General features: G+C 58.4%; 26 protein-coding genes. 14 read left to right on the forward strand and 12 right to left on the reverse strand.

Annotated features, from left to right (window positions below; all coding sequences use genetic code 11):
• Positions 1-45 precede the first annotated feature (45 nt).
• Both AACY19_RS00050 and AACY19_RS00055 read right to left on the reverse strand, forming a co-directional pair.
• Positions 46-1,179: a glycerate kinase gene (locus AACY19_RS00050; RefSeq protein ID WP_339446729.1), complete on the reverse strand. Its 1,134-nt coding sequence runs from the start codon at positions 1,177-1,179 to the stop codon at positions 46-48.
• Between the two features lie 134 nt (positions 1,180-1,313).
• Positions 1,314-2,435, reverse strand: coding sequence for a sugar diacid recognition domain-containing protein (locus AACY19_RS00055; RefSeq protein WP_339446731.1), 1,122 nt, complete (start codon positions 2,433-2,435; stop codon positions 1,314-1,316).
• 170 nt (positions 2,436-2,605) lie between these two features.
• On the opposite strand from AACY19_RS00055, the gene AACY19_RS00060 reads away from it, so the two are divergent.
• From AACY19_RS00060 to rarD, 3 genes are all read left to right on the forward strand, one after another.
• Positions 2,606-3,916 carry an MFS transporter gene (locus AACY19_RS00060; RefSeq protein ID WP_339446733.1) on the forward strand — a complete coding sequence of 437 codons (1,311 nt, stop codon included), beginning with the start codon at positions 2,606-2,608 and terminating at the stop codon, positions 3,914-3,916.
• Positions 3,917-4,039: 123 nt separating this feature from the next.
• Positions 4,040-5,053, forward strand: coding sequence for an aldo/keto reductase (locus AACY19_RS00065; RefSeq protein ID WP_339446735.1), 1,014 nt, complete (start codon positions 4,040-4,042; stop codon positions 5,051-5,053).
• A 187-nt stretch (positions 5,054-5,240) separates the two neighbouring features.
• Positions 5,241-6,122: an EamA family transporter RarD gene (gene rarD, locus AACY19_RS00070; RefSeq protein WP_339446737.1), complete on the forward strand. Its 882-nt coding sequence runs from the start codon at positions 5,241-5,243 to the stop codon at positions 6,120-6,122.
• A gap of 100 nt (positions 6,123-6,222) precedes the next feature.
• On the opposite strand, the gene hppD is transcribed toward rarD, so the two are convergent.
• The gene (gene hppD, locus AACY19_RS00075) at positions 6,223-7,299 is read right to left on the reverse strand and encodes a 4-hydroxyphenylpyruvate dioxygenase (protein ID WP_339446739.1); all 1,077 of its coding nucleotides are present in this window, start codon (positions 7,297-7,299) and stop codon (positions 6,223-6,225) included.
• A 479-nt stretch (positions 7,300-7,778) separates the two neighbouring features.
• Here hppD and AACY19_RS00080 point away from each other — a divergent pair, with 479 nt between their 5' ends.
• Together AACY19_RS00080 and AACY19_RS00085 are read left to right on the forward strand one after the other, a co-directional pair.
• Positions 7,779-9,314 carry an EAL domain-containing protein gene (locus tag AACY19_RS00080; protein WP_339446741.1) on the forward strand — a complete coding sequence of 512 codons (1,536 nt, stop codon included), beginning with the start codon at positions 7,779-7,781 and terminating at the stop codon, positions 9,312-9,314.
• A 237-nt stretch (positions 9,315-9,551) separates the two neighbouring features.
• Positions 9,552-9,917: a histone-like nucleoid-structuring protein, MvaT/MvaU family gene (locus AACY19_RS00085; RefSeq protein WP_339446743.1), complete on the forward strand. Its 366-nt coding sequence runs from the start codon at positions 9,552-9,554 to the stop codon at positions 9,915-9,917.
• 219 nt (positions 9,918-10,136) lie between these two features.
• Here the strand turns inward: AACY19_RS00085 and AACY19_RS00090 are convergent, their stop codons facing one another.
• Positions 10,137-10,655, reverse strand: a complete 519-nt coding sequence (locus AACY19_RS00090; protein ID WP_339446745.1) for a DUF4946 domain-containing protein — start codon at positions 10,653-10,655, stop codon at positions 10,137-10,139.
• Between the two features lie 138 nt (positions 10,656-10,793).
• Here AACY19_RS00090 and gloA point away from each other — a divergent pair, with 138 nt between their 5' ends.
• On the forward strand, positions 10,794-11,315 hold the full coding sequence (gene gloA, locus AACY19_RS00095; protein ID WP_339446747.1) for a lactoylglutathione lyase: 522 nt from the start codon (positions 10,794-10,796) through the stop codon (positions 11,313-11,315).
• Positions 11,316-11,431: 116 nt separating this feature from the next.
• Here the strand turns inward: gloA and ahpF are convergent, their stop codons facing one another.
• From ahpF to AACY19_RS00110, 3 genes are all read right to left on the reverse strand, one after another.
• Entirely contained in the window at positions 11,432-12,994 is a 1,563-nt protein-coding gene (gene ahpF, locus AACY19_RS00100; protein WP_339446749.1) for an alkyl hydroperoxide reductase subunit F, read from the reverse strand.
• Positions 12,995-13,125: 131 nt separating this feature from the next.
• Positions 13,126-13,689 carry an alkyl hydroperoxide reductase subunit C gene (gene ahpC, locus AACY19_RS00105; RefSeq protein WP_003224621.1) on the reverse strand — a complete coding sequence of 188 codons (564 nt, stop codon included), beginning with the start codon at positions 13,687-13,689 and terminating at the stop codon, positions 13,126-13,128.
• Between the two features lie 137 nt (positions 13,690-13,826).
• Entirely contained in the window at positions 13,827-14,765 is a 939-nt protein-coding gene (locus tag AACY19_RS00110; protein WP_339446751.1) for a site-specific integrase, read from the reverse strand.
• A 178-nt stretch (positions 14,766-14,943) separates the two neighbouring features.
• Here AACY19_RS00110 and AACY19_RS00115 point away from each other — a divergent pair, with 178 nt between their 5' ends.
• A complete protein-coding gene (locus AACY19_RS00115; RefSeq protein ID WP_339446753.1) occupies positions 14,944-15,960 on the forward strand; it encodes a DNA-binding protein in 1,017 nt (338 codons plus the stop codon).
• Here AACY19_RS00115 and gorA read toward each other — a convergent pair.
• Both gorA and galU read right to left on the reverse strand, forming a co-directional pair.
• The gene (gene gorA, locus AACY19_RS00120) at positions 15,957-17,315 is read right to left on the reverse strand and encodes a glutathione-disulfide reductase (RefSeq protein WP_339446754.1); all 1,359 of its coding nucleotides are present in this window, start codon (positions 17,313-17,315) and stop codon (positions 15,957-15,959) included. The genes AACY19_RS00115 and gorA overlap by 4 nt on opposite strands.
• A gap of 128 nt (positions 17,316-17,443) precedes the next feature.
• The gene (gene galU, locus AACY19_RS00125; protein WP_007912230.1) at positions 17,444-18,283 is read right to left on the reverse strand and encodes a UTP--glucose-1-phosphate uridylyltransferase GalU; all 840 of its coding nucleotides are present in this window, start codon (positions 18,281-18,283) and stop codon (positions 17,444-17,446) included.
• A gap of 258 nt (positions 18,284-18,541) precedes the next feature.
• On the opposite strand from galU, the gene AACY19_RS00130 reads away from it, so the two are divergent.
• Both AACY19_RS00130 and AACY19_RS00135 read left to right on the forward strand, forming a co-directional pair.
• Positions 18,542-18,727, forward strand: a complete 186-nt coding sequence (locus tag AACY19_RS00130) for a hypothetical protein (protein WP_129394027.1) — start codon at positions 18,542-18,544, stop codon at positions 18,725-18,727.
• Positions 18,728-18,872: 145 nt separating this feature from the next.
• Positions 18,873-19,154, forward strand: coding sequence for a hypothetical protein (locus AACY19_RS00135; protein ID WP_339447856.1), 282 nt, complete (start codon positions 18,873-18,875; stop codon positions 19,152-19,154).
• Between the two features lie 3 nt (positions 19,155-19,157).
• Here the strand turns inward: AACY19_RS00135 and AACY19_RS00140 are convergent, their stop codons facing one another.
• Positions 19,158-19,388: a hypothetical protein gene (locus AACY19_RS00140; protein ID WP_064390226.1), complete on the reverse strand. Its 231-nt coding sequence runs from the start codon at positions 19,386-19,388 to the stop codon at positions 19,158-19,160.
• 69 nt (positions 19,389-19,457) lie between these two features.
• Positions 19,458-19,814 carry a hypothetical protein gene (locus AACY19_RS00145; protein ID WP_339446762.1) on the reverse strand — a complete coding sequence of 119 codons (357 nt, stop codon included), beginning with the start codon at positions 19,812-19,814 and terminating at the stop codon, positions 19,458-19,460.
• A gap of 210 nt (positions 19,815-20,024) precedes the next feature.
• On the opposite strand from AACY19_RS00145, the gene AACY19_RS00150 reads away from it, so the two are divergent.
• The 5 genes from AACY19_RS00150 to ada all read left to right on the forward strand — a co-directional run bounded on the left by AACY19_RS00150 (position 20,025) and on the right by ada (position 23,151).
• Positions 20,025-20,327 carry a DUF1883 domain-containing protein gene (locus AACY19_RS00150; protein WP_007912251.1) on the forward strand — a complete coding sequence of 101 codons (303 nt, stop codon included), beginning with the start codon at positions 20,025-20,027 and terminating at the stop codon, positions 20,325-20,327.
• A 28-nt stretch (positions 20,328-20,355) separates the two neighbouring features.
• Complete coding sequence (locus tag AACY19_RS00155; RefSeq protein ID WP_339446764.1) at positions 20,356-20,529, forward strand: hypothetical protein; 174 nt, start codon at positions 20,356-20,358, stop codon at positions 20,527-20,529.
• Positions 20,530-20,620: 91 nt separating this feature from the next.
• Positions 20,621-21,331, forward strand: a complete 711-nt coding sequence (locus AACY19_RS00160) for a 2OG-Fe(II) oxygenase (protein ID WP_339446766.1) — start codon at positions 20,621-20,623, stop codon at positions 21,329-21,331.
• A complete protein-coding gene (gene alkB, locus AACY19_RS00165) occupies positions 21,328-21,999 on the forward strand; it encodes a DNA oxidative demethylase AlkB (RefSeq protein WP_339446767.1) in 672 nt (223 codons plus the stop codon). Before AACY19_RS00160 ends, alkB begins: the two co-directional genes overlap by 4 nt.
• Before the next feature lie 87 nt (positions 22,000-22,086).
• Positions 22,087-23,151, forward strand: coding sequence for a bifunctional DNA-binding transcriptional regulator/O6-methylguanine-DNA methyltransferase Ada (gene ada, locus AACY19_RS00170; RefSeq protein ID WP_339446768.1), 1,065 nt, complete (start codon positions 22,087-22,089; stop codon positions 23,149-23,151).
• A 120-nt stretch (positions 23,152-23,271) separates the two neighbouring features.
• Here the strand turns inward: ada and acuI are convergent, their stop codons facing one another.
• On the reverse strand, positions 23,272-24,255 hold the full coding sequence (gene acuI, locus AACY19_RS00175) for an acrylyl-CoA reductase (NADPH) (RefSeq protein ID WP_339446769.1): 984 nt from the start codon (positions 24,253-24,255) through the stop codon (positions 23,272-23,274).
• Between the last annotated feature and the right edge of the window lie 121 nt (positions 24,256-24,376).

A 24,376-nucleotide genomic window follows, 5' to 3' on the forward strand; every position in this document is an offset into this window, starting at 1 on the left:
TTTTTGAAGGTCAAGATCAAAAGATCGCAGCCTGCACGTCATCCATCATCTAGCCAATTGCCAGACGCGGGCGATGTCGGTGGCGCGCTCGCGGAGCAATCGCGGCGCTTGCGCGCAGGCCTGTTCCAGAGTCATCGGGCCGCTGGTCACGGCGAAAGCCGCATCGATGCCGTGGTTGTAGAGCTCCTGATAACCCTCGCCCAAGGTGCCTGCAATGACGATCACGGGCACGTTCTGTTGCTTGGCTATCCGCGCCACACCGAACGGGGTTTTGCCACGCAAGGTCTGGGCGTCGAAACGGCCTTCGCCGGTGATCACCAGATCCGCGCCCCTGACCGCGTCGGCCAGCCCCACCAGTTCCGCGACGACCTCGACCCCGGCCTGGAACCGTGCGCCGAGAAACGCTTTCGCCGCAAAGCCCAGACCACCCGCCGCGCCGCAGCCTGGCTCGTTACGGATGTCTTTAGCCAACGCCTGCGCGCACAGATCGGCGAAATGGCCAAGGGCTTGATCGAGTTGTTGTACCTGCGCCGGTGACGCGCCTTTCTGCGGGCCGAAAATGGCCGAGGCGCCGTGGGGGCCGCAGAGGGGATTGTTCACATCCGCTGCAATGTCGAAACGCACCTGCGCCAGACGCGGATCGAGGTCGCTCAGATCCAGCCGCGCCAGTTGCGCCAAAGCCAAACCGCCAGGCCCCAGCGCCTGACCTTGAGCATTGAGCAATTTCACGCCAAGGGCCTGCATCGCCCCGGCGCCGGCGTCGTTGGTGGCGCTGCCGCCAATTGCCAGAATCACCCGCTGCGCGCCGGCATCCAGCGCCGCGCGAATCAATTCGCCGGTACCGAAGGTGCTGGTGATGCACGCATCGCGCTGGCTCGTTGGCACGCGTTGCAGGCCACTGGCCTCGGCCATTTCGATGATCGCGGTGTGGTTGTGCGGCAACCAGCCCCACGCGGCGTCGACCGGCGCTCCCAATGGGCCCTGCACGCGGGTGCGGCGCAGTTCACCTTCGCACGCGGCGAGAATCGACTCGACCGTGCCTTCGCCGCCATCGGCCATCGGGCATTTGACCATCGTTGCCTGCGGCCAGACCTGCGCCAGGCCAAGGGCAATGGCTTCGGCAACGCCTTGGGCACTCAGGCTGTCCTTGAACGAATCGGGGGCGATGACGATTTTCATGCGAATTCTCCAGTTCCAATGGCCCTCATGCTGCCAGCCAGCCTGCCCGTTGACGCCTGTCCGCTGCACAAGTGGCGGTGGCGTTTATTGTTCATTTCCACAAAGGCACAGGAAATGGCAGCTGCAAAAACACCTCATGCCGACGGATCAGTCTGTGGCAGCAACTGCACCCCCAGATACAGCGCCAGCATCCCGTCCAGCCGCAACGGATCGACCCCACTCAACTCGGCAATCCGCTCCATCCGATAGCGCAGGCTGTTGCGATGAATGCCCAATGCATCGGCACAGGCCTGACTCTGCCCGTCGTGTTCGCACCAACTGCGCAGCGTCGCCAGCAACTGGCCGTTGCCGTCCTTGGCGATCACTTTGCGCAGGGGTTTGAGCAGTTCATCCAGCGCGTCGTCGTTGCGATGCCGCCACAACATCACCGGCAATCGATAGCGATTCAGCGTCAGCAGCCGCGAGCGCGGCAACACTTCCCGGCCATAGGCGAGCAGATCGCCGACGCGGCGATAACAACGACGCAGCCCGCCCAGCCCGTCAGCCTGCCCGCCCACGGCAATGCGCAGGATCTTCCAGCCGAGGCCATCGAGCTTTTCCAGCAAACGGTCATGCTCGATGTGCTGGCTCGCCGGCCGGCACCACAGCAGCGATGACTTCGCCGAACTTACGCACCAACTGTCCGGATAGCGCGACATCAGCCAGGCACTCAACGCTTCGACGGTTTGCCCCGGCCCATGCTCAAGGCCCAGCTCAAACAGATACGGCACCCGAGTCAGTTGTGGCTTGAGCCCCAGTTGCTGCGCCTCGTCGACCAGTCGTGGCGAATCCCCCGCGTCACTCAAGAGCAAGGCCAGCAGATCATCGCAACGCTGGCGCCGCCACTGCTGCTCGGCCTGTTGATTGCGCTGGCCGACGAGCATCTCGGCGGTCATGCGCACCAGCTCGGCGTAAGTGCGCAGTTGCTCGGGCTCGCCGGTGATGCCGAGCACGCCGATCAAGCGCTGATCGAGCATCAGCGGCAGGTTGATCCCCGGTTGCACGCCTTTGAGGTGCACCGCCGTTTGCGCATCGATTTCCACCACCCGACCGTTGGCCAATACCAGTTGCGCGCCCTCATGACGGGTATTGATGCGTTCCGGTTCGCCGCTGCCGAGGATCAACCCCTGGCTGTCCATGACGTTGACGTTGTAGGGCAAAATGGCCATGGCCCGGTCAACGATGTCCTGGGCGAGGTCGTGATCGAGTTCGAACATAACAGGCAAATCCTTCATTACAGGCGCGGACCGTTGTTCACCCGCACAGGGTCTGGCGGCAAACCCTGTGCTCAGGCACAAAGACAATCCTGCCAGGCTTGGCCGAGACTCTCGGGGCGATCAACGTTACCCTTTGCATCGCAAAAAATCATAATAAAGAGAGAGCCGCTATGTCGCACAGCGCCGCAGCTACCCAGACCATCGACGACGATAAAAATGCCGTTTATAAACGCGTCACCCTGCGTTTAATCCCCTTCATCTTCATCTGCTACCTGTTCAACTACCTCGACCGGGTCAACGTTGGATTTGCCAAACTGCAGATGCTCGACGCGCTGAAATTCAGCGAAACCGTATACGGCCTCGGTGCCGGTATCTTCTTCATCGGCTACGTACTCTGTGGCGTGCCGAGTAACCTGGCGCTGACCAGGTTCGGTCCACGGCGCTGGATTGCGCTGATGATGATCACCTGGGGCACACTTTCTACCTGCCTGTTGTTCGTCACCACACCGACCGGGTTCTACACCCTGCGCCTGTTCACTGGCGCGGCGGAAGCCGGGTTCTTCCCCGGTGTCGTGCTGTATCTCTCGCAATGGTTCCCGACCTTCCGCCGTGGCCGGGTCATGGCGCTGTTCATGTCCGCGATCCCGGTATCGGGCCTGCTGGGCAGCCCGTTCTCCGGCTGGATCCTGAATCACTTCGCCGCAGGCCAGGGCGGCCTGGCCGGTTGGCAGTGGATGTTCCTGCTGCAGGGTATTCCGACGGTCATCCTCGGCGCCCTCGCCTATTTCCTGCTGAGCGATAACTTCGCCAACGCCAAGTGGCTGACGGCTTACGAGCGCGCCGTGCTCGAAGCGGATCAGGCGGAAGACCTGGCGAACAAGCCGAAAACCACGTCCGATTCGCTGCTGGCGGTGTTCAGGAACCCGGCGATCTGGGCGTTTGGTTTGATCTACTTCTGCATCCAGAGCGGCGTGTATGCGATCAACTTTTGGCTGCCGTCGATCATCAAGAACCTCGGCTTCAGTGACAATCTGGTAATCGGCTGGCTGAGCGCAATTCCGTATCTGCTGGCGGCGGTGTTCATGCTGGTGGTCGGTCGTTCGGCGGACCTGCGCAAGGAACGCCGCTGGCACCTGGTGGTGCCGATGCTGATGGGCGCTATCGGTCTGGTGATCGCGGTGAATTTCGCGGCCAACCCGGCGATTGCGATTCTTGGCCTGACCATCGCCACGATGGGCGCGCTGACTGGCCTGCCGATGTTTTGGCCGGTGCCCACCGCCATGTTGAGTGCGGGTGCGGCGGCCGGTGGGCTGGCGCTGATCAACTCGATGGGACAGATGGCGGGTTTCCTCAGCCCTTACCTGGTCGGTTGGGTCAAGGACAGCACCGGTTCCACCGATGCGGCGTTGTATCTGCTGGCGGCGGTGATCGTCGGTGGCAGCTTGCTGGCGTTGCGCATGACGCGCACCTTGCGAGCCTAAGCTTTTTGCTGCACAACAAACGGCCCCATCGGGCCGTTTTTTATCTCTACAACAATTCACTTTGCGACCTTTGGCGCTTCTGGTATTTGATTAAAGCTTTCCCACCAAAGAAAGGATTTCGGCATGAGCTATCGCACACTGGGGAATTCGGGATTGCAGGTGTCCACCCTGACCCTCGGCACGATGATGTTCGGCGAACAGACCAGTGCAGAAGACTCACTGCGCATCATCGACAAAGCCTGGGACCAGGGCATCAATTTTATCGACACTGCCGACGTCTACACCAACGGTCGCTCCGAAGAGATTGTCGGCGAAGCGATTGCCCGCCATCGCCATGAATGGGTGCTGGCGACCAAGGTCGGCTTCGGTCCGGCGGACGGCGTGCCGAACCGCAGCGGTCTGAGCCGCAAACACATGTTCAACGGTATCGAGGCGAGCCTGAGCCGTTTGGGCACCGACTACCTCGACATCTATTACCTGCATCGCGAAGACCACAACACGCCGCTGGAAGTCAGCGTGTCGGCCATTGGCGACCTGATTCGCCAGGGCAAGGTGCGTTACTGGGGCCTGTCGAACTACCGTGGCTGGCGAATTGCCGAGGTGATTCGTGTCGCTGACCAGCTCGGCGTTGATCGCCCGGTGATCAGTCAGCCGCTGTACAACATCGTCAACCGTCAGGCCGAAACCGAGCAGATCACTGCCGCGCAAACCTATGGCCTCGGCGTGGTGCCTTACAGCCCGCTGGCCCGTGGCGTACTCAGCGGCAAATACGCGCCGGACGTGACGCCGGACGCCAACACCCGCGCCGGGCGTCAGGACAGACGCATTCTGGAAACCGAATGGCGCGTGGAATCGCTGCGCATCGCTCAGCAGATTCAGCAGTACACCGAGCAGCGCGGGGTCGGCATGGTCGAGTTTGCGATTGCCTGGGTGTTGAACAACAGTGCGGTGACGTCGGCGATTGTCGGGCCACGCACTGAAGCGCAGTGGGATGCGTACACCAAGGCGCAAGCAGTGAAAATCACTGCTGAGGATGAAGCGTTTATCGATTCGCTGGTGACGCCGGGGCATGCGTCGACACCGGGGTTCAACGATGTGAGCCATTTTGTGTCGGGTCGGACACCGCGTCAGGCGTAAGAGCCTCACCGGCAAGCCAGCTCCCGCCAGGTTCGACGTCGAACACAAAACCTGTGAGGGCTGGCTTGCCGGCGATAGCGATCCAGCATTCAACACAGTGTTGAAAATAATGACCATCCGGCCAATATTCAGCACAAAAACCACGTATCCTTCGCGCCCCGTTTGACCACCCATCCGCGAGGACAGTTTGTCTAAAGGTATCGCTCTATCGGTTTCAGCGTCGGTGCTGTTTGCCGTCATGTATTACTACACCTCGCTGCTCACCCCGTTGAGCGGCGTGGAAATTTTCGGCTGGCGGATGCTGCTGACGGTGCCGTGCATGACCGTGTTCATGCTGGTCTCTGGCGAATGGCGGCGAGTGCTGGAACTGGTTCGGCTGATGGCCGCGACGCCAAAATTGATCGCGGGCCTGTTCGTCTCTTCAACGCTGCTCGGTGTGCAACTGTGGCTGTTCATGTGGGCGCCGCTCAACGGCTACAGCCTCGATGTGTCGCTGGGTTATTTCCTGCTGCCGCTGGCGATGGTACTGACCGGTCGCATCGCCTACGGCGAAAGCCTGTCATACCTGCAAAAGATCGCCGTGTTCTTTGCCAGTCTTGGCGTGCTCAATGAGTTGTACCAGGTGGGCGGGTTTTCCTGGGCGACGCTGGTGGTGGTGGTCGGCTACCCACTGTACTTCGTGCTGCGCAAATACCTGAAGACTGACCACCTGGGGGGGCTGTGGGTCGACATGACGCTGATGCTGCCCGTCGCTTACTGGTTTGTGCACGGCGGCGAACAGGGTTTTGGCGTATTCGATCAGTACCCGGGGCTGATGTGGCTGATCCCGCTGCTCGGTTTGATCAGTGCCTCGGCGTTGGTGGTGTACATCATTGCCAGCCGTTTGCTGCCGTTCAGCCTGTTTGGATTGTTGAGTTACGTTGAACCAGTGTTGTTGCTGGGAGTGGCACTGCTGCTGGGTGAGAGCATCAAGTCTGGCGAATGGCTGACCTACATTCCGATCTGGATGGCCGTTGTGGTGCTGATCTTCGAGGGCTTTAAACACCTGATGCGCCAACGCCGTCGGTAAGCCCTGCACAGTTCAAAAATGTGGGAGCCGGCTTTGTGTGAAGCAAAAAAATCCCGGCTCTGCATTTCAGCAGGCCGGGATTTTTCATTTCAACAACAGATTACTCGGTGGCAAGCACACCACGACGTACCTGATCACGCTCGATTGACTCGAACAGCGCCTTGAAGTTGCCTTCGCCGAAGCCATCGTCTCCTTTGCGCTGGATGAACTCGAAGAACACCGGGCCCATCAGGGTTTCCGAGAAGATTTGCAGCAGCAGACGCTTGTCGCCCTGCTCCGAAGCGCCGTCCAGCAGGATGCCGCGCGATTGCAACTGATCAACCGGCTCACCGTGGTTTGGCAGGCGGCCTTCGAGCATTTCGTAGTAAGTATCTGGCGGCGCAGTCATGAAGCGCATGCCGATCTTCTTCAACTGATCCCAGGTCTTGATCAGGTCGTCGGTGAGGAACGCCACGTGCTGGATGCCTTCACCGTTGAACTGCATCAGAAACTCTTCGATCTGGCCCGCGCCTTTGGACGACTCTTCGTTCAACGGGATGCGGATCATGCCGTCCGGCGCGGTCATCGCTTTCGAGGTCAGGCCGGTGTATTCACCTTTGATGTCGAAGTAACGGATTTCGCGGAAGTTGAACAGCTTCTCGTAGAAGTTGGCCCAATAAGCCATGCGACCGCGGTACACGTTGTGGGTCAGGTGGTCGATGATCTTCAGGCCGGCACCGACCGGGTTGCGATCAACGCCTTCGATAAACACGAAGTCGATGTCGTAGATCGAACTCCCCTCGCCGAAACGGTCGATCAGGTACAGCGGCGCGCCGCCAATGCCTTTGATCGCCGGCAGATTCAGCTCCATCGGGCCGGTTTCGATGTGAATCGGCTGGGCGCCGAGTTCCAGTGCACGGTTATAGGCTTTTTGCGAGTCTTTGACGCGAAACGCCATGCCGCAAACAGACGGGCCGTGTTCGGCGGCGAAGTACGAAGCAACGCTGTTGGGTTCGTTGTTGAGGATCAGGTTGATCGCGCCCTGACGGTACAGGTGCACGTTCTTGGAACGGTGGGTCGCGACTTTGGTGAAGCCCATGATCTCGAAGATCGGCTCCAGGGTGCCCGGCGTCGGCGACGCGAGCTCGATGAATTCAAAGCCCATCAGGCCCATTGGGTTTTCGTATAAATCTGCCATGGTGGCGCCTCATCATTTCTTATCAATTAACCAGGGTTATTTGTCAGTCATGGGAGGTCGGTGGGTGGCGCACAGGAGATACCCCGCACACTGCGGGCGAGGAAATCACCGTAGATCAATTGAAACCCGAATATCTTCATTGTCGACCCAAGGCTCTTGCGGGCGAGGCTTCTGCTGCCAGAAGACGATTATTATTGTATGCGTAACCCGATTCTACACAGCGTAAATAGGGTTGTCTGCCCTCTCTCTAAAATCCGCTTTTTTGCGCCCGGTGCAAGGGGTTTGTCGCACCGGTCAAAGCTCGTCAGGCTTCCCCCGCCACCCCGGTTTTTATCGAGCGCGCAACCAGGATGCAGCAACGGCGTGCGGCGCAAGCGGCAGCGGCCATCTATCATGCCTTCAGCTAAAACGTTTTTTCAGTGGCGCGCCGCTGCCCGGCGTGGGTTACCGAGCGCCACCTCATCGCGACAGGATCGCCCATGCCGTTGACCGTCAGACCCCGCCGCAAGCGCTGCCTGCGCATCTTCGTGACCCTGCTCAGCGGCCTGCTGCCCGTGGTGCTGGGTAGCGTCATCCTTTACATGCAGGCCGAACGCACCTTGCAGCAAAGTGCCCGACAGACCGCCGAAGAGGCGCTGCGGCAATTCGAATTGATGCTCGACAACACCGCTCAAGCCGCGCGAGACCTGCTGCCGCTGGCGGGCCAACCCTGCGAAAACGTCAAACTCGCCCTGCGAGAGCAGGTGACCCGACGACCCTTCGTGCGCTCGACCAATCTGGTGTGGGACAACAACCTTTATTGCAGCTCTCTGTTCGGTGATTTCAAGGAAGCGGTCAACGCGGGGGATTACCACGAAGGCAAACTGTGGCTGATGAACGGCAACCCGGTGACGCCCAATACCGCGCTGCTGGTGTATCGCCTGAATGACGGTCCTGGTGGCGCGCTGACAACGCTCGACGGCTACCACCTGAGCAATGTCCTGCGCCTGATCGGCCGGGACACCCTGCTGTTGCTGCAAGTCGGTGACAACTGGCTTTCGATGCAAGGCCAAGTCCACAGCGGCGCCCCGCCCCAGTTCCCGGTGGCGCAAAGTGTGTTGGCCTCGCCGCACCACGGGTTTCATGTTTCGGCAGGCTTTCCCCAAGGGCAAACCTGGCGCTACATGGCTAACGAATACCCGCCGCTGTTCAGCCTGCTGATGTTTTTTGGGGTGGTGGCCGGTGCCATCGGCCATGTCGTACAGAAACGCTCGACGTCGCCGAGTCATGAGATGCTCCGTGCGCTGGAAGCCGGCGAATTCATACCGTACTTTCAGCCCGTGGTGCTGGGCACCAGCAAGAAATGGACGGGGGCCGAAGTGCTGATGCGCTGGAATCACCCCAAGGAGGGTCTGGTGCGCCCGGATCTGTTCATTCCATTCGCCGAGCACTCCGGGCTGATCGTGCCCATGACCCGCTCGTTGATGCAGCAAACCGCCGCCCTGCTGGGACCACTGTCATCGACCTACGCCACGCCGATGCACATCGGTATCAACATCACGGCCAGCCATTGCCGGGATCTGGATCTGGTCGAGGACTGCCGCGAGTTTCTCGCCGCGTTCACGCCGGGCTCCATCATTCTCGTACTGGAGTTGACGGAGCGCGAACTGATCGAGCCGACAGAGATCACCCGGCAATTGTTCGAACAATTGCACACGCTGGGGGTGATGATCGCCATCGACGACTTCGGCACCGGGCATTCCAGTCTGGGTTACCTGCGCACATTCAATGTGGATTTTCTCAAGATCGATCAGAGTTTTGTCGCCATGATCGGCGTCGATGCGTTGTCACGGCATATTCTCGACTCGATTATCGAACTCTCGGCCAAGCTCGATCTGGCTATTGTTGCAGAAGGTGTCGAAACTCAAGCCCAAGCAGATTACCTGACCGCCCATCACGTCAACTTTCTGCAGGGCTATCTGTTCGGCAGACCAATGCCTGGCGCAGACTTCATCAGCGCATTAAGTCACCATTAACTAAGTGGTAGTTATGCCGAACGCGCCGACCAAGCGCACCAATTTGATACAAAAGACCGCCGCCGTTACATCAGGACAACATCAGGATTTACTCTTGGTGCATTAACTACTACAATTTTTTCAACCTGAGCATGACTGGCATGGGTGAGCCATTTATCACCGAGTCGCTTCAAGGCTCTTGGCTTATAGCTTTGTTTGCGGTTGGTATCAGCCAAACACACTATTGGAGTAAAGATATTGTCCAGACTCGCTGAATTTCGTGCAGCTGAAAAGGCCCTTCAGGAACAGCTCAAACAGCTGGAATCGCTGAAGAACGATGCAGGGCTCAAGAAAGAAATCGAATTCGAAGAAAAGCTCCAGGGGCTGATGAAATCCTACGGCAAAGGCCTGAAAGACATCATTGCCATCCTCGATCCGAACCCGGGCAAATCCGGCCTGCAAACCGCTACAGCACCTAAAACCCGCCGCGCTCGCGTGGTCAAGGTTTATCAGAACCCGCACACCGGTGAGCTGATCGAAACCAAGGGTGGCAACCACCGTGGCCTGAAAGCCTGGAAGGAACAGTACGGTGCCGCTACCGTTGATTCCTGGTTGCGCGGTTAATCCCGTCACAACAAAAAAGCCCTGCTAGATGCAGGGCTTTTTTATTGACAATATCTAACAAATGAAATGAATTTCATCGAAATAGTTGGGATTTTCCCGTAACGTTTCTGGGCCACAGCGCTAAACATTTTGATGCGCAATGTTGCGATTCAGCAGCAACGTTAAACTTTGTGCTTAATCCATTCGGACATCTAACCGGTTCGCGGTTAGATCTGCCGCCTATAGTTTCAAGCTGTTTCTCACTGCGATTATTTCCGCTGCGCTCGCTTTATAAACCTCGGCCTGCCCGGCATAGGAAAGAACATAAGCCCTGTCGGCCTCAACCGCAGCGACCAAGGTTTGCGACAATACATGTCGGCCATTTTCAGTGATGGTGCACGTGGTCTCGAGCGCAGACAAAGAACCCAGCGTCGCCGGGTGCACTTTATTGCAGACACTCTGGTAGCCGCGCTGGAAGAAGCCCTTTTGAATGGACTTGCGCATTTCCAGCAACACACCCGGCAAATTGACCTGATGACCACGTTCGACTCGCGTCATGGTCAGTTCCATCACCATCACCTGGTTGCCATCGGCATCATTTTTCACCGCCCGCTGCCGAGACACTTGCGGGGTGGTGTCCGGCAGCGCCTCGATCTCCCAACCGGCCGGCCACCTAACGCTCGGAGCGTCTGCAAACACGGCTCCCGCAACAAAAGACAAAGCAAGAACAACCAACAGGGATTTGAACGGTCGGATCATTACGGAGCGCACTCGCAGATTGAACCGTAAAGTCTGAGCCCCGCACGCCCACAGGGCAAGCCTGCCTTTCATTTGGCGATGCCGGCAGGCATGCGTATCATTGCGCCCATTCACTCGCCCATAGTTATTGGAGGGCCCATGAGCCTGCACGAACTGAACACTTTCCCTGGTGTCACCGCGACACCGGACAGCGCAACCCGCAACTTCGTTTTCAACCACACCATGCTGCGTGTGAAGGACATCACCAAGTCGCTGGATTTCTACACCCGCGTACTGGGTTTCTCGCTGGTGGAGAAGCGCGATTTCCCGGAAGCCGAGTTCAGCCTTTACTTCCTCGCCCTGGTCGATAAGTCGCAGATCCCGACCGACGCCGCTGCGCGCACGGAGTGGATGAAATCCATCCCGGGCATTCTGGAACTGACCCACAACCACGGCACCGAAAACGATGCCGACTTCGCTTACCACAACGGCAACACTGATCCGCGCGGCTTTGGCCACATCTGCATTTCGGTGCCGGATATCGTTGCCGCCTGCGCACGCTTTGAAGAACTGGGCTGCGACTTCCAGAAGCGCCTGAGCGATGGCCGCATGAAGAGCCTGGCGTTCATCAAGGACCCGGATGGTTACTGGGTCGAGATCATTCAGCCTGCGCCGCTGTAAAGCTGAAAAGCCCCTCACCCTGATCCTCTCCCATAGCGAGAGGGCTGGGGGCAGCTTTTCACACGCAATAAAAAACCCGTGATCGCTCACGGGTTTTTTCATTTATGGCCTGGCAGTTACGCCGGAGCCGAAGTGCGGATCAAGTGATCGAATGCACTCAGCGAGGCCTTGGCGCCCTCGCCCACCGCAATCACGATCTGCTTGTACGGCACAGTCGTTACGTCACCGGCAGCAAAGATGCCCGGGATCGACGTCTCACCACGGTTATCGACAATAATCTCGCCGCGCGGCGACAGCTCAATGGTGCCTTTGAGCCAGTCCGTGTTCGGCAGCAGACCGATCTGCACAAAGATCCCTTCCAGCTCGACCGTGCGCAGTTCGTCAGTATTGCGATCCTTGTAGCGCAGACCGTTGACCTTCTCGCCGTTACCGGTGACTTCAGTGGTTTGCGCACTGGTGATCACAGTGACGTTCGGCAGGCTATGCAGCTTGCGTTGCAGAACCGCGTCGGCACGCAGTTGCACATCGAATTCCAGCAGGGTGACGTGCGACACGATGCCCGCGAGGTCGATGGCCGCTTCAACGCCGGAGTTACCGCCGCCGATCACCGCCACACGCTTGCCTTTGAACAATGGGCCGTCGCAGTGCGGGCAGTACGCCACGCCTTTGTTGCGGTATTCCTGTTCACCCGGCACGTTCATTTCACGCCACCGCGCGCCCGTCGCCAGAATCACGCTCTTGGCTTTCAGGGTCGCGCCACTGGCAAAGCGGACTTCATGCAGCTCGCCGTTTTTGCCCGGGATCAGCTTGTCGGCGCGCTGCAGGTTCATGATGTCGACGTCGTATTGCTTGACGTGTTCTTCCAGCGCCGTGGCCAGTTTCGGCCCTTCGGTTTCCTGCACGGAAATGAAGTTCTCGATGGCCATGGTGTCCAGCACCTGACCGCCGAAGCGCTCTGCAGCGACCCCGGTGCGGATGCCTTTGCGTGCAGCATAAATGGCTGCAGAAGCACCGGCCGGGCCACCGCCGACCACCAAGACGTCAAAGGCTTGTTTGGCGCTGATTTTCTCGGCCTGACGCTCAATGGCACCGGTGTCGAGTTTGGCAAGAATTTCTTCCAGGCCCATGCGCCCCTGGCCGAAGTTTTCGCCGTTGAGGTAGATGCTTGGCACGGCCATGATCTTGCGATCATTGACTTCATCCTGGAACAACGCACCGTCGATGGCGACGTGGCGGATGTTCGGATTGAGCACGGCCATCAGGTTCAGCGCCTGAACCACGTCCGGGCAGTTCTGGCAGGACAGCGAGAAGTAAGTCTCGAAGCTGAACTCGCCTTTGAGCGAGCGAATCTGCTCGATCACTTCAGCACTGGCTTTCGATGGATGGCCGCCGACTTGCAACAAGGCCAGCACCAGCGAGGTGAATTCGTGGCCCATCGGGATGCCGGCGAAACGCAGACTGATATCTTCGCCCGGACGATTGATCGAAAACGATGGTTTACGAGCATCGTCACCGCTGTCGATCAAGGTAATTTGGCTCGAAAGACTGGCAACGTCTTTCAGCAGTTCCAGCATTTCACGGGATTTCGCACCGTCGTCGAGGGAGGCAACGATCTCGATCGGCTGGGTGACCCGTTCCAGGTACGATTTCAACTGGGCTTTAAGATTGGCGTCCAACATACGGGCGATTTCCTTTGGTGTGTTTCAGACATAAAAAAACGCCCGAGTGAATCTCGCCCGGGCGTTTTTATTGGGCGGTGCAGCTTACTTAAGTAGGTGCGGAGTCCCGCCCTGAGTAGCGTGTCACAGACTTAGATCTTGCCGACCAGGTCCAGGGACGGTGCCAGAGTGGCCTCGCCTTCTTTCCACTTGGCTGGGCAAACTTCGCCTGGGTGAGCAGCAACGTACTGAGCAGCCTTGATCTTGCGCAGCAGTTCAGAAGCATCACGGCCAACGCCGCCATCGTTCAGTTCAACGATTTTGATCTGGCCTTCAGGGTTGATCACGAAGGTGCCACGGTCAGCCAGACCAGCTTCTTCGATCAGTACGTCGAAGTTGCGGGAGATGACGTGGGTTGGATCGCCGATCATGGTGTATTCGATTTTGCCGATGGCTGGCGAAGTGTTGTGCCAGGCAGCGTGGGCAAAGTGGGTGTCGGTGGAAACGCTGTAGATCTCTACGCCCAGTTTCTGGAAGGCAGCGTAGTTGTCAGCCAGGTCTTCCAGCTCGGTTGGGCAAACGAAGGTGAAGTCGGCTGGGTAGAAGAACACGACCGACCACTTGCCTTTCAGGTCAGCGTCCGAGACTTGAACGAAGTCGCCGTTTTTGAATGCGGTCGCTTTGAACGGTTTTACTTGGCTGTTGATGATAGGCATCGATGACTCTCCGTCAGGGGTTATGAAGTTGATGGGTGAATCCTACCCACTCACTCGACGGATGGCTCATTGGCAAACCTGATGCTGCTGATTTGTTTTCGCTATTAGCTGACTGTATTAATAGAAGAAAACGATCTCTACGACGAAGCCGGTTTTTCCGTAATCCGAGCCATCCCGTGGAACGGGCTGGCTTCAACATAGCGCATCGCAGACTTCATATCTTTCCATCCGACATAACTCATCAACGATTTCAGATCCCAGCCACTTTGATGCGCCCACGTGGCGAAGCCTCGACGCAGCGAATGGCTGGTGTAGTTTTCGGCGGCGATGCCGGCGCGCTGCAACGCCTGGCGCAGCAGAGGAATGATGCTGTTGGCATGCAGCCCCTCCTCGCTCAGATTGCCCCAGCGGTCGATACTGCGCAAAACCGGGCCACGCACCAGCGCCGCTTCGGTGATCCAGTCGATGTAGGCCTGCACCGGACACAGTTTCAGCAGTGCAGGCGCGTGATAGGTCTGACCGAGGTTCTCGCGGTCACCTTTGCTGCGCGGCAAGTACAGAGTGATGCCTTTGCCGGCATGCGCCTGCACGTGCTCGATTTGCAGGCGGCACAACTCGTCACTGCGGAAGCCGCGCCAGAAGCCCAGCAGAATCAAGGCACGATCACGATAAGCCTTGAGCAGTAAGGGGCGATCCTGCTGCTCTTTCGCGTCTTGCACCTCTTGCTCCAGCCAGTCGACTACTCGCTGCAGATCCTGCAGTTGCAACGGTTCGGCTTGTTTCTCCTGTGCCGGGTGCAATGCACGAATCCCTTTGAAGACCTTGCGCACGACCGGCGCCTTGGTCGGATCGGCGAATCCTTGACTGTTGTGCCACTGCGCCAGCGCCGACAGACGCAGCTTGAGTGTATTGATCGACAGCTCTTGGGCGTGCGCCACCAGGTAGCGCGCGACGCTGTCGGCCGTGGCTGGCAAGAACCCGCCCCACTTCACTTCGAAATGCTCGATGGCCGCGCGATAACTGCGGCGCGTGTTGTCGCGGGTGGCGGCTTGCAGGTAGCGATCCAGATCGCTCATGGGCTGTTCTTCTCGCTGGCGTACTGATTAAAGGGTATGGAGAGGCATTTTGCCGCCTGACACGGGGTAATACCAGAATATCCCGCATCTTAAATATCAAAGATTTAACTTTATTTTTGAGATGGTACACTGCGTACTTTAGTGGCATGTACCACAGTACGTAACCGTAGGAGTTCACATGGCCCGTGGCGGCATTACCAAAGCACTGGTGCAGATCGCACGCACAGCGATCCTCGCCCGTGGCGAACACCCGAGCATTGATGCAGTACGCATTGAAATGGGTAACACCGGCTCGAAAACCACGATCCATCGCTACCTCAAAGAACTGGATGACGGCGCCCCGCTCATTGAGGCCTCGGCAGAGCCGATTGATGACGAGCTGACGGCACTGGTGTCGCGCCTCGCCCAGCGCTTGAAAGAACAGGCGCAAGAACCCATCGAACAGGCACGTGAACAGTTCGAGGAACAGCGTAAAGCGCTTGAAACAGAGCTGAAGCAGACCCGGCAAGCCTTGGAAAAGCTCGAACATGAGCACGATATTCAAGGCGCCGCACTTGAACGTGAGTCCGAAACGCTAAACAGCACACGCTCGATGCTGCAAACCGAACAAACCCGCAACGCCGGCCTGAATCAGGCACTGGCAGACTTTGAATTACGCCTGAAAGACAAGGACGAGCAGATTCGCTCGCTGGAAGAAAAACACCTGCACGCCCGCGACGCGCTTGAGCACTACCGTAATGCCACCAAAGAGCAGCGCGAACAGGAACAAACCCGTCACGAAAGCCAGATTCAGCAAATTCAGGCTGAACTGCGTCAGGCTCAGCAAAGTGCAATGGTTCGCCAGGATGAAATCACCCAACTGCATCGCGACAACGAACGCCTGCTCACGGAAAACCGTGGCACTCAACGTGAGTTGAGCCTGATACAAGATCAGCTCAAGCAGAGCAATCAGCGTCAGGATCAACTCCTGGAGCAAGCCACCCGCGTCGACAGCGAGCGCACCCTCCTCCAGGAGCGCCTGCGTGTGGCCACACTGGAAAGCCAGGCGCTCAAACAAAACGTCGAGGAGCAGACGCAGCTCAATCAGGTACTGGAAAAGGAATTAGGCAAAGCTCAGGCGAGCCTGGAGGAAAGCTTGCGCCTGGCAGCTACCGTTGCGGCAGCGCCAGACGCAAACAAAGGCAAGGATGCTTAGGCGCCAACCGGCGTGCGCATGGTGACAAATTCTTCGGCCGCCGTCGGGTGCACTCCGATGGTGTCGTCGAAGTCACGCTTGGTTGCGCCGGCCTTCAGCGCAATCGCCAGGCCCTGCACGATTTCGCCGGCGTCAGGGCCGACCATGTGGCAGCCGAGGACCTTGTCAGTCTTACCGTCGACCACCAGCTTCATCAGGGTTTTTTCCTGGCAATCAGTCAGGGTCAACTTCATTGGCCGGAAACGGCTTTCGAACACCACCACGTCGTGGCCGGCCTCGCGCGCCTCTTCTTCGGTCAAGCCGACGGTGCCGATGTTCGGCAGGCTGAACACCGCCGTCGGGATCATTTTGTAATCCACTGGACGGTATTGCTCCGGCTTGAACAAACGTCGCGCCACCGCCATGCCTTCCGCCAATGCCACCGGCGTCAATTGCACACGACCAATGACATCGCCCAGCGCCAGAATAGATGGCTCGCTGGTCTGGTACTGCTCGTCAACCTTGATAAAGCCTTTGTCGGTGAGCTGCACATCGGTGTTTTCCAGCCCGAGATTGTCCAGCATCGGACGACGCCCGGTTGCATAGAAAATGCAATCCGCTTCCAGTTCACGACCATCCTTGAGCGTGGCCTTCAAACTGCCATCCGCCTGTTTGTCGATACGCGCGATGTCGGCATTGAATTGCAGATCGAGGCCACGCTTGGTCAGCTCTTCCTGCAGATGCTTGCGCACCGAACCGTCGAAACCGCGCAGGAACAGATCGCCGCGATACAGCAGCGTGGTGCTTGCGCCGAGGCCATGGAAGATCCCGGCGAACTCGACCGCGATATAACCGCCACCGACCACCAGCACACGCTTTGGCAGTTCTTTGAGGAAGAAAGCCTCATTCGAACCAATGGCATGTTCGCGCCCCGGAATTTCCGGAATCTGCGGCCAGCCACCCGTGGCGATCAGAATGTTTTTTGCGCTGAAGCGCTCACCATTCACTTCAACTTCATGGGGGCCAACAATCTTGGCGTGCGCTTCATGCAGGGTCACGCCGCTGTTGACCAGCAAGTTGCGATAGATGCCGTTGAGGCGGTTGATCTCGCGATCCTTGTTGGCGATCAGCGTCGCCCAATCGAAATCCGCCTCCCCCAGGTTCCAGCCAAAACCGGACGCCTGCTCAAAGTCTTCAGCGAAATGCGCACCGTAGACCAGCAACTTTTTCGGAACACAGCCGACATTGACGCAGGTCCCACCCAGATATCGGCTTTCCGCCACCGCCACTTTCGCGCCAAACCCGGCAGCAAAACGCGCAGCGCGCACACCGCCGGAACCGGCACCAATCACATAAAGGTCAAAATCGTAGGCCATTTCTATCTCCTCGGCAGGGGATCAGCATACCTGCAGTCACCCATTGGGCAAGCCCTGGCTATCATATGGGGGCGCAAAATGAAAAAACCCGCCGAAGCGGGTTTTTCCTACAAACCAATCAAGCGCTCTTAATAAGCCTTGCCCGTCTTGTAGAAGTTCTCGAAGCAGAAGTTGGTCGCTTCGATGTAGCCTTCAGCGCCACCGCAGTCGAAACGCTTGCCTTTGAACTTGTACGCCATGACGCAGCCGTTCTGGGCTTGTTTCATCAGGGCGTCGGTGATCTGGATTTCGCCGCCCTTGCCTGGCTCGGTCTGCTCGATCAGATCGAAGATGTCCGGGGTCAGGATGTAACGACCGATGATCGCCAGGTTCGACGGTGCGTCTTCCGGCTTTGGCTTCTCGACCATGCTGTGTACGCGGTAGATGTCATCGCGGATCATCTCGCCAGCGATCACGCCGTACTTGCTGGTTTCCTGCGGGTCGACCTCCTGGATGGCGATGATCGAGCAGCGGAACTGCTTGTACAGCTTGACCATCTGGGTCAGTACGCCGTCGCCTTCAAGGTTTACACACAAGTCATCCGCCAGTACCACGGCGAACGGCTCATCACCAATCAGCGGGCGACCGGTCAGGATTGCGTGACCCAAGCCTTTCATTTCGGTCTGACGGGTGTAAGAGAACGAGCACTCGTCCAGCAGCTTGCGGATGCCGACCAGGTATTTCTCCTTGTCGGTGCCTTTGATCTGGTTTTCCAGCTCGTAGCTGATGTCGAAGTGGTCTTCCAGAGCACGCTTGCCACGACCGGTGACGATGGAGATTTCCGTCAGGCCAGCGTCCAGAGCTTCTTCAACGCCGTACTGGATCAGTGGCTTGTTTACCACCGGCAGCATTTCTTTAGGCATGGCTTTAGTCGCTGGCAGGAAGCGAGTACCGTAACCGGCTGCTGGGAACAAGCATTTCTTGATCATATAAGTCCTTGAAAAGGCTGTGTGTACGAGTTTCGGCGCAGTCTAATCAGGCGGCGTGCACCTTACAATGCCCCGCACTGGCCAACCGATGTCAACATAGAGAAATATTCTCGCCGATAGTTCCATCGACGCTCCCGGGCCGCAAAATCAGCGTAGCTCAAAGGCGCTGACAAACTGCACCACCATACGCTCATCGCCCCCCAATGCGAGCATTTGCCGGTATCATGACGGCTTTGAACCACCGAACGAGACAGACAGATGGCTGCGGTAAAAATCGTCAATGGGTATGTGATCGACAAGAAAGACGGCAAGTGGACGCTGACCACCACCAACGGCGAACACATCGCCGGTCCTTTCGACAGCGAACAAATGGCGACTGACGTGGCGTCCGTGTTCACCGACACCCCTGCATCGTCGAAGCGCCGTGGCAAAGATCAGGACTGATCTGCCGCCAGCGTTGCCGAGCCCTGCCATAGCGCAGGGCTTTTTTGTACCCGCGTACAAACAAGTGGCCAATCGCTATAACCTTTTCATGTCGGCGCTGTCAGAGCGTCTACTCACCCTCGCTGAAGACTTTCTCACCATGAACATGAACAGATTGCTGCCCCTCTTTGCGGTATTGGTATTGACTGGCTGTGCCACTTCCAAGCCCACTTACCTGAACAACGGTGAGCAGGGGCTGAGCATCGATTGCTCCGGCGAAGCCAATTCCTGGGCCTCCTGCTACGAGAAGGCTGACGCTTCCTGCGCCGGCACCGGTTATCGCATCGTCGGCACCGACGGCACGCCACAGCCCAAGGAAAGCGACATGACCCTGGGCGTCGATGTCGGCAACTATAAGACCCGCAGCGTAGTGGTGGTCTGCAAATAGGCCTTACATGTGGATCTCGGCAAACTTGATCCCGAGGCCACGCACCACCTCGATAAGGTCGTCGAGACGGCCGAAAGACTCGACTTCGTCGTTATCGTCGACCAGGAAATAGCTGCGCCCGGCGCTCTTCTTGAAAAACACGATCCATTCGCCCGGATTCGCCGGGTTCTGGATCACATGGGTGGCAGAAATCAGGCCCTCTGCGTGGCGCTCCCGTACTTGCTCTCGCTTCATCGCGACTCCAGAAATAAAAATGCCGCCACAGCTTCACTGTGACGGCACGATGCTGATGACAACAGTCTATCAGCCGGAAATACACGCATTGGCGGCGTTACGCACATCGCGAGGCCGCACCGGCACATTGGACATCCGTTCATGCAGCTTGATGCTGCTGCCGCCCGAACGGTCTTCGATATCAAATACGGCGGCGGGGCCCGAGGACAGCTTCCCGGGCACGATCACCCGAACCCCGTCCTTGTATGGCTGCACCTGCAATGCGCCACGGCTATCAGCCAGTTTCTCGGCGAGACACTGGGCATACTCATGGGGCTTCTTGCCGGAGATCACGCTCATGGTCGGCAATGTTTCATTGATTTCGGAAACATTCGCACAACCGCCCAAAGCCAATACCAACGGCACGCACGCCACACCCCACTTCATACAAAATCTCCGTTAAAGACCGTCCGACAGCACAAATGCCGTTTTTCTCCGGGGCCTTTTGCATTTAACCCGCATCCAATCGCGAATATCCGTTCAAAATTGTCAAACCAACGCCCGACGGCCAGATAATAACCCGTGCGGGCTGATAAACTGCGCCAATCGACAAGCTATCGTTTTGATTTTGTAGAAAAAGGCCTTCTGGAGGCGCCCATGAAATTTATTCACCAGCGCGAGCACCTCAACGAAGACGACATCGTCGTCATCCAATGCTCGCAAATGTGCAACATCCGTCTGATGAACGACGCCAACTTCCGCAGCTTCAAGAACGGCGGCCGCCATACCTACCACGGTGGCGCATTCGACACCTTTCCAGCGCGTATCACAGCGCCAAGCACCGGTTTCTGGAACATCACCATCGACACCGTCAACCGTCGGGCAATCAGCGTGACTCGCAAACCGACACTGACCCATTCGATCAAGATCATCCGCCGCTCCAGCACCAAGCTCAGCTGAGACGGCCCGCCCACTCCAAAAGGTAAGCATGACCGTGGCTCAAACGACCAAGTACGTCATCAAGTACAAACTCAACGGCGAACGCCGCTTCGAGTTCGCCCAACTGGTAAACGGCACCGAAGAAGAAGCCAAGGCCGAATTGGCCAGGCTTCATGACCAGCAAGATACCATCAGCGACATCGTGGTCAGCAAACCACTTTAAGAAGGCGGGGAATTCGAGCGCAAGCAGCGGAGTGTTCTGATACGACGTCCAGCCTAGACTGACCGCCTCGACCATGAGTCAAGGAGTCTGCATGTCGATGTCACCCTTCCGGCTGGCGACGCTCGACTGGGCGAGCCTTGAACAGCAACTCGATCAGGACGGCTGTGCGATCATCCGTTCACTGTTGCCTGCCGCAAGCTGCGAGCGCCTGTGTGCGCTGTATCCGCAGACCGAACCGTTTCGTTCACAGGTCATCATGGCCCGTCACGGTTTCGGTCGCGGCGAATACAAGTACTTCAACTATCCGCTGCCCACAGTGGTCGAGCGTTTGCGTACCGCACTGTATCCACACCTGGTGCCCGTGGCGAACCATTGGTACAAGCGCATGGGCTTGCCGACGCGCTTCCCACCAACGCACAGCGAGTTTCTCCGGCACTGCCATGCGGCCGGGCAATTGCGCCCTACTCCTCTCTTATTGCAATACGGCCCGCAGGACTACAACTGTCTACACCAGGATCTGTACGGAGAATCGGTATTTCCGCTGCAAGTCGCGATTCTTCTGTCAGAACCGGGGCAAGACTTCAGCGGCGGTGAATTCGTCCTGACCGAACAGCGTCCGCGTATGCAAACCCGCCCGTTGGTACTGGACCTGAGAAAAGGCGACGCGGTGATATTCGCCGTCAGTCAACGGCCGGTAAAAGGCACACGCGGCGACTACCGAGTGACCCTGCGGCACGGCGTCAGTCGCCTGCACAGTGGAAAACGGCATACCCTAGGCATCATCTTTCACGACGCAACATGACCCCCATGCCCACGACTTTCGACCTGTTCGCCGACCACGAACCCGAACAACAGCCATACGCTGAACAAATCGGCGAGCAGTCGTGGCGGCTGCGCGGTTTTGCCCTGCCTCGGGTCGAGCAACTCCTTCCAGCGCTGGAGCAGATCCTCGCAGCGGCCCCCTTGCGCCACATGGTCACCCCAGGCGGCTTCAGCATGTCGGTGGGCACCAGCAGTTGCGGCGCGCTCGGCTGGATCACGGATCGCCAAGGCTATCGCTACTCAAGTGTCGATCCGCTCACGGGACTGCCCTGGCCAGAGATGCCCAAGGTGTTTGCCGACCTCGCCTCCTCGGCCGCCGAACGTGGAGGATTTGCGAGTTTCAGTGCTGATTCCTGCCTGATCAACCGATATGTCCCGGGTGCGAAGATGTCATTGCATCAGGACAAAGACGAAAAAGCCTACACCGCGCCCATCGTTTCGCTGTCCTTGGGACTACCGGCAATGTTTCTCTTCGGTGGGTTTTCCCGCAGCGACAAGAGCCAGCGCATTCCACTGCTGCATGGCGACATGGTGGTCTGGGGCGGCGTTGACCGTTTGCGCTTTCATGGTGTGCTGCCGATCAAACCCGGCCATCATCCGCGTCTCGGCGAACAACGGATCAACCTGACCTTTCGCGTCGCCGGATAATTTGCCAGAGTTTGACCGCAAGGCCCGGAGTGTTCAGCCTTTTCAGGCTGGTTAACCTGAGTGAAACAGGCCAACGGATTACCGCTCATGAAAACGCTCCCGGACACCTCCATCGAAAACGATCCACGCTGGGCTGCCGTGGTGGCTCGTGACTCGCGCGCGGATGGGCAGTTTGTCTACGCGGTGAAAACCACCGGCATCTATTGCCGACCGAGCAGCCTTGCACGCCTGCCCAAGCCGCAGAACGTGGAGTTTTTCGACTCCGCCGAGCAGGCCGAAGCAGCCGGCTATCGGCCCAGCAAGCGGGCCAGCAAGGATCAGAGTGAAGTGGCAGCGCAGCACGCCTCGGCCGTCGCCATCGCCTGCCGCCACATCGAATCGGCCGAGGAACTGCCGGCACTCAATGAACTGGCAGAAACAGCCGGCCTGAGCCCGTTTCATTTTCATCGAGTATTCAAAGCCGTGACCGGATTGACACCCAAGGGCTACGCCACGGCCCATCGTTCGCGCAAGGTTCGCGAACGCCTCGCAAGTGGCGGATCGGTGACCGATGCGCTGTATGACGCCGGTTTCAACTCCAACAGCCGTTTCTACGAATCAGCCGATCAACTGCTGGGCATGAAACCCGGCGACTACCGTGCGGCCGGACAGAACAACGACATACGCTTCGCTGTCGGCCAATGCTCCCTTGGCGCGATCCTGGTGGCGCAAAGTGAGCGCGGGGTGTGTGCCATTCTGCTCGGCGACGATCCCCATCAACTGGTATGTGACCTGCAGGATCAATTTCGCAAAGCCCACCTGATTGGTGCCGATGCCGATTTCGAGCAACTGATCGCCAAAGTCGTGGGGTTTATCGAATACCCGGCCCTTGGCCTCGACTTGCCACTGGACGTGCGCGGGACCGCATTCCAGGAACGCGTGTGGCAAGCACTGCGAGAAATTCCGCCAGGCAGCACCGCCAGTTACGCAGAAATCGCTCAGCGTATCGACGCACCGACCTCAATGCGTGCAGTGGCTCAGGCGTGTGGAGCGAACCGTTTGGCCGTGGCGATTCCCTGCCACCGCGTGGTGCGCAGCGATGGCAACCTTTCAGGCTATCGCTGGGGCGTCGAACGCAAACGTCTGTTGCTTGAGCGCGAAACCCGGCCCTGATGCACGCCGATGGGAACCGCCACGGCTTCGAAGTCAGTCGCGTAGCGGCGCTGGTTCTGCGGATTGTCTTCCAGAAAGGATCGGCTCGCAGACACCAACACCGCGCGAGCAGCCACTTGGTCAGCGATTGACGTCAACCACGACCCGGCCGCGAAGCTGTCCGGCAAGCAACCTGGGCGCCGAGTCGATGGCATCGCCCAAAGCGATTTCGTGACTGATCAAGGCCAGCAAGGCGAAGTCCAGATCCTTGGCCAGACGATCCCAGGCTTCGAGGCGACGGGCCTTGGGCTGAGTCACGCTATTGATCCCGAACAATGTCACGCCGCGCAAAATGAACGGCGCGACCGAGGCGGGAAAATCCATGCCCTGCGCCAGGCCACACGCGGCGACCGTGCCTTGCGCGCGGGTGCTGGCGCAGGCATTGGCCAGCGTATGGCTGCCGACCGAATCAATCACCCCGGCCCAGCGCTCCTTGGCTAAGGGCTTACCCGGTTCGGACAAGGTCGCGCGGTCGATGATTTCGCTGGCACCCAACTGCTTCAGGTATTCGTGCTCGGACACCCGCCCCGTGGACGCCACCACCTGATAGCCGAGTTTGTTGAGCAATGCGATGGCAAAACTGCCGACACCGCCATTGGCCCCGGTCACTAGGATCTCGCCCTGATCGGGCGTCACGCCATTACGTTCCAGCGCGAGAATGCACAGCATCGCCGTGTAACCCGCCGTACCGATGGCCATCGCTTGCGCCGCCGTGAAGGCTTTGGGCAACGGAATCAGCCAGTCACCATTGAGTCGCGCCTTTTGCGCCAGCCCGCCCCAATGGGTCTCGCCGACGCCCCAGCCGTTGAGCAGAACCTGATCGCCCGCCTTGTAATCCGGGTGCGAACTGACCTCGACGGTGCCCGCCAGATCAATGCCCGGCACCATCGGAAAGTTGCGCACCACCGGACTGCTGCCGGTGATCGCCAAACCATCCTTGAAATTCAACGTGCTGTAAGCGACACGCACGGTGACGTTGCCCTCAGGCAATTGCGCATCGTCTATCTCGCGCACACTGGCGCGATAACCGCTGTCGTCTTTGTCGATCAGTATGGCGTTGAACATTTCGGCCTCTTTCGCAATGGGTTTCGAGATAACGAGCCTTGAAATACCACATCGCAACACATTGCCACACTCGACTTTGCGCTAGAGCGGCATTCCGCCGGGGTTTTGCGTGGCCGGCGAC

This window comes from Pseudomonas sp. EA_5y_Pfl2_R50 (genome assembly GCF_963970475.1).
GTDB lineage: Bacteria > Pseudomonadota > Gammaproteobacteria > Pseudomonadales > Pseudomonadaceae > Aquipseudomonas.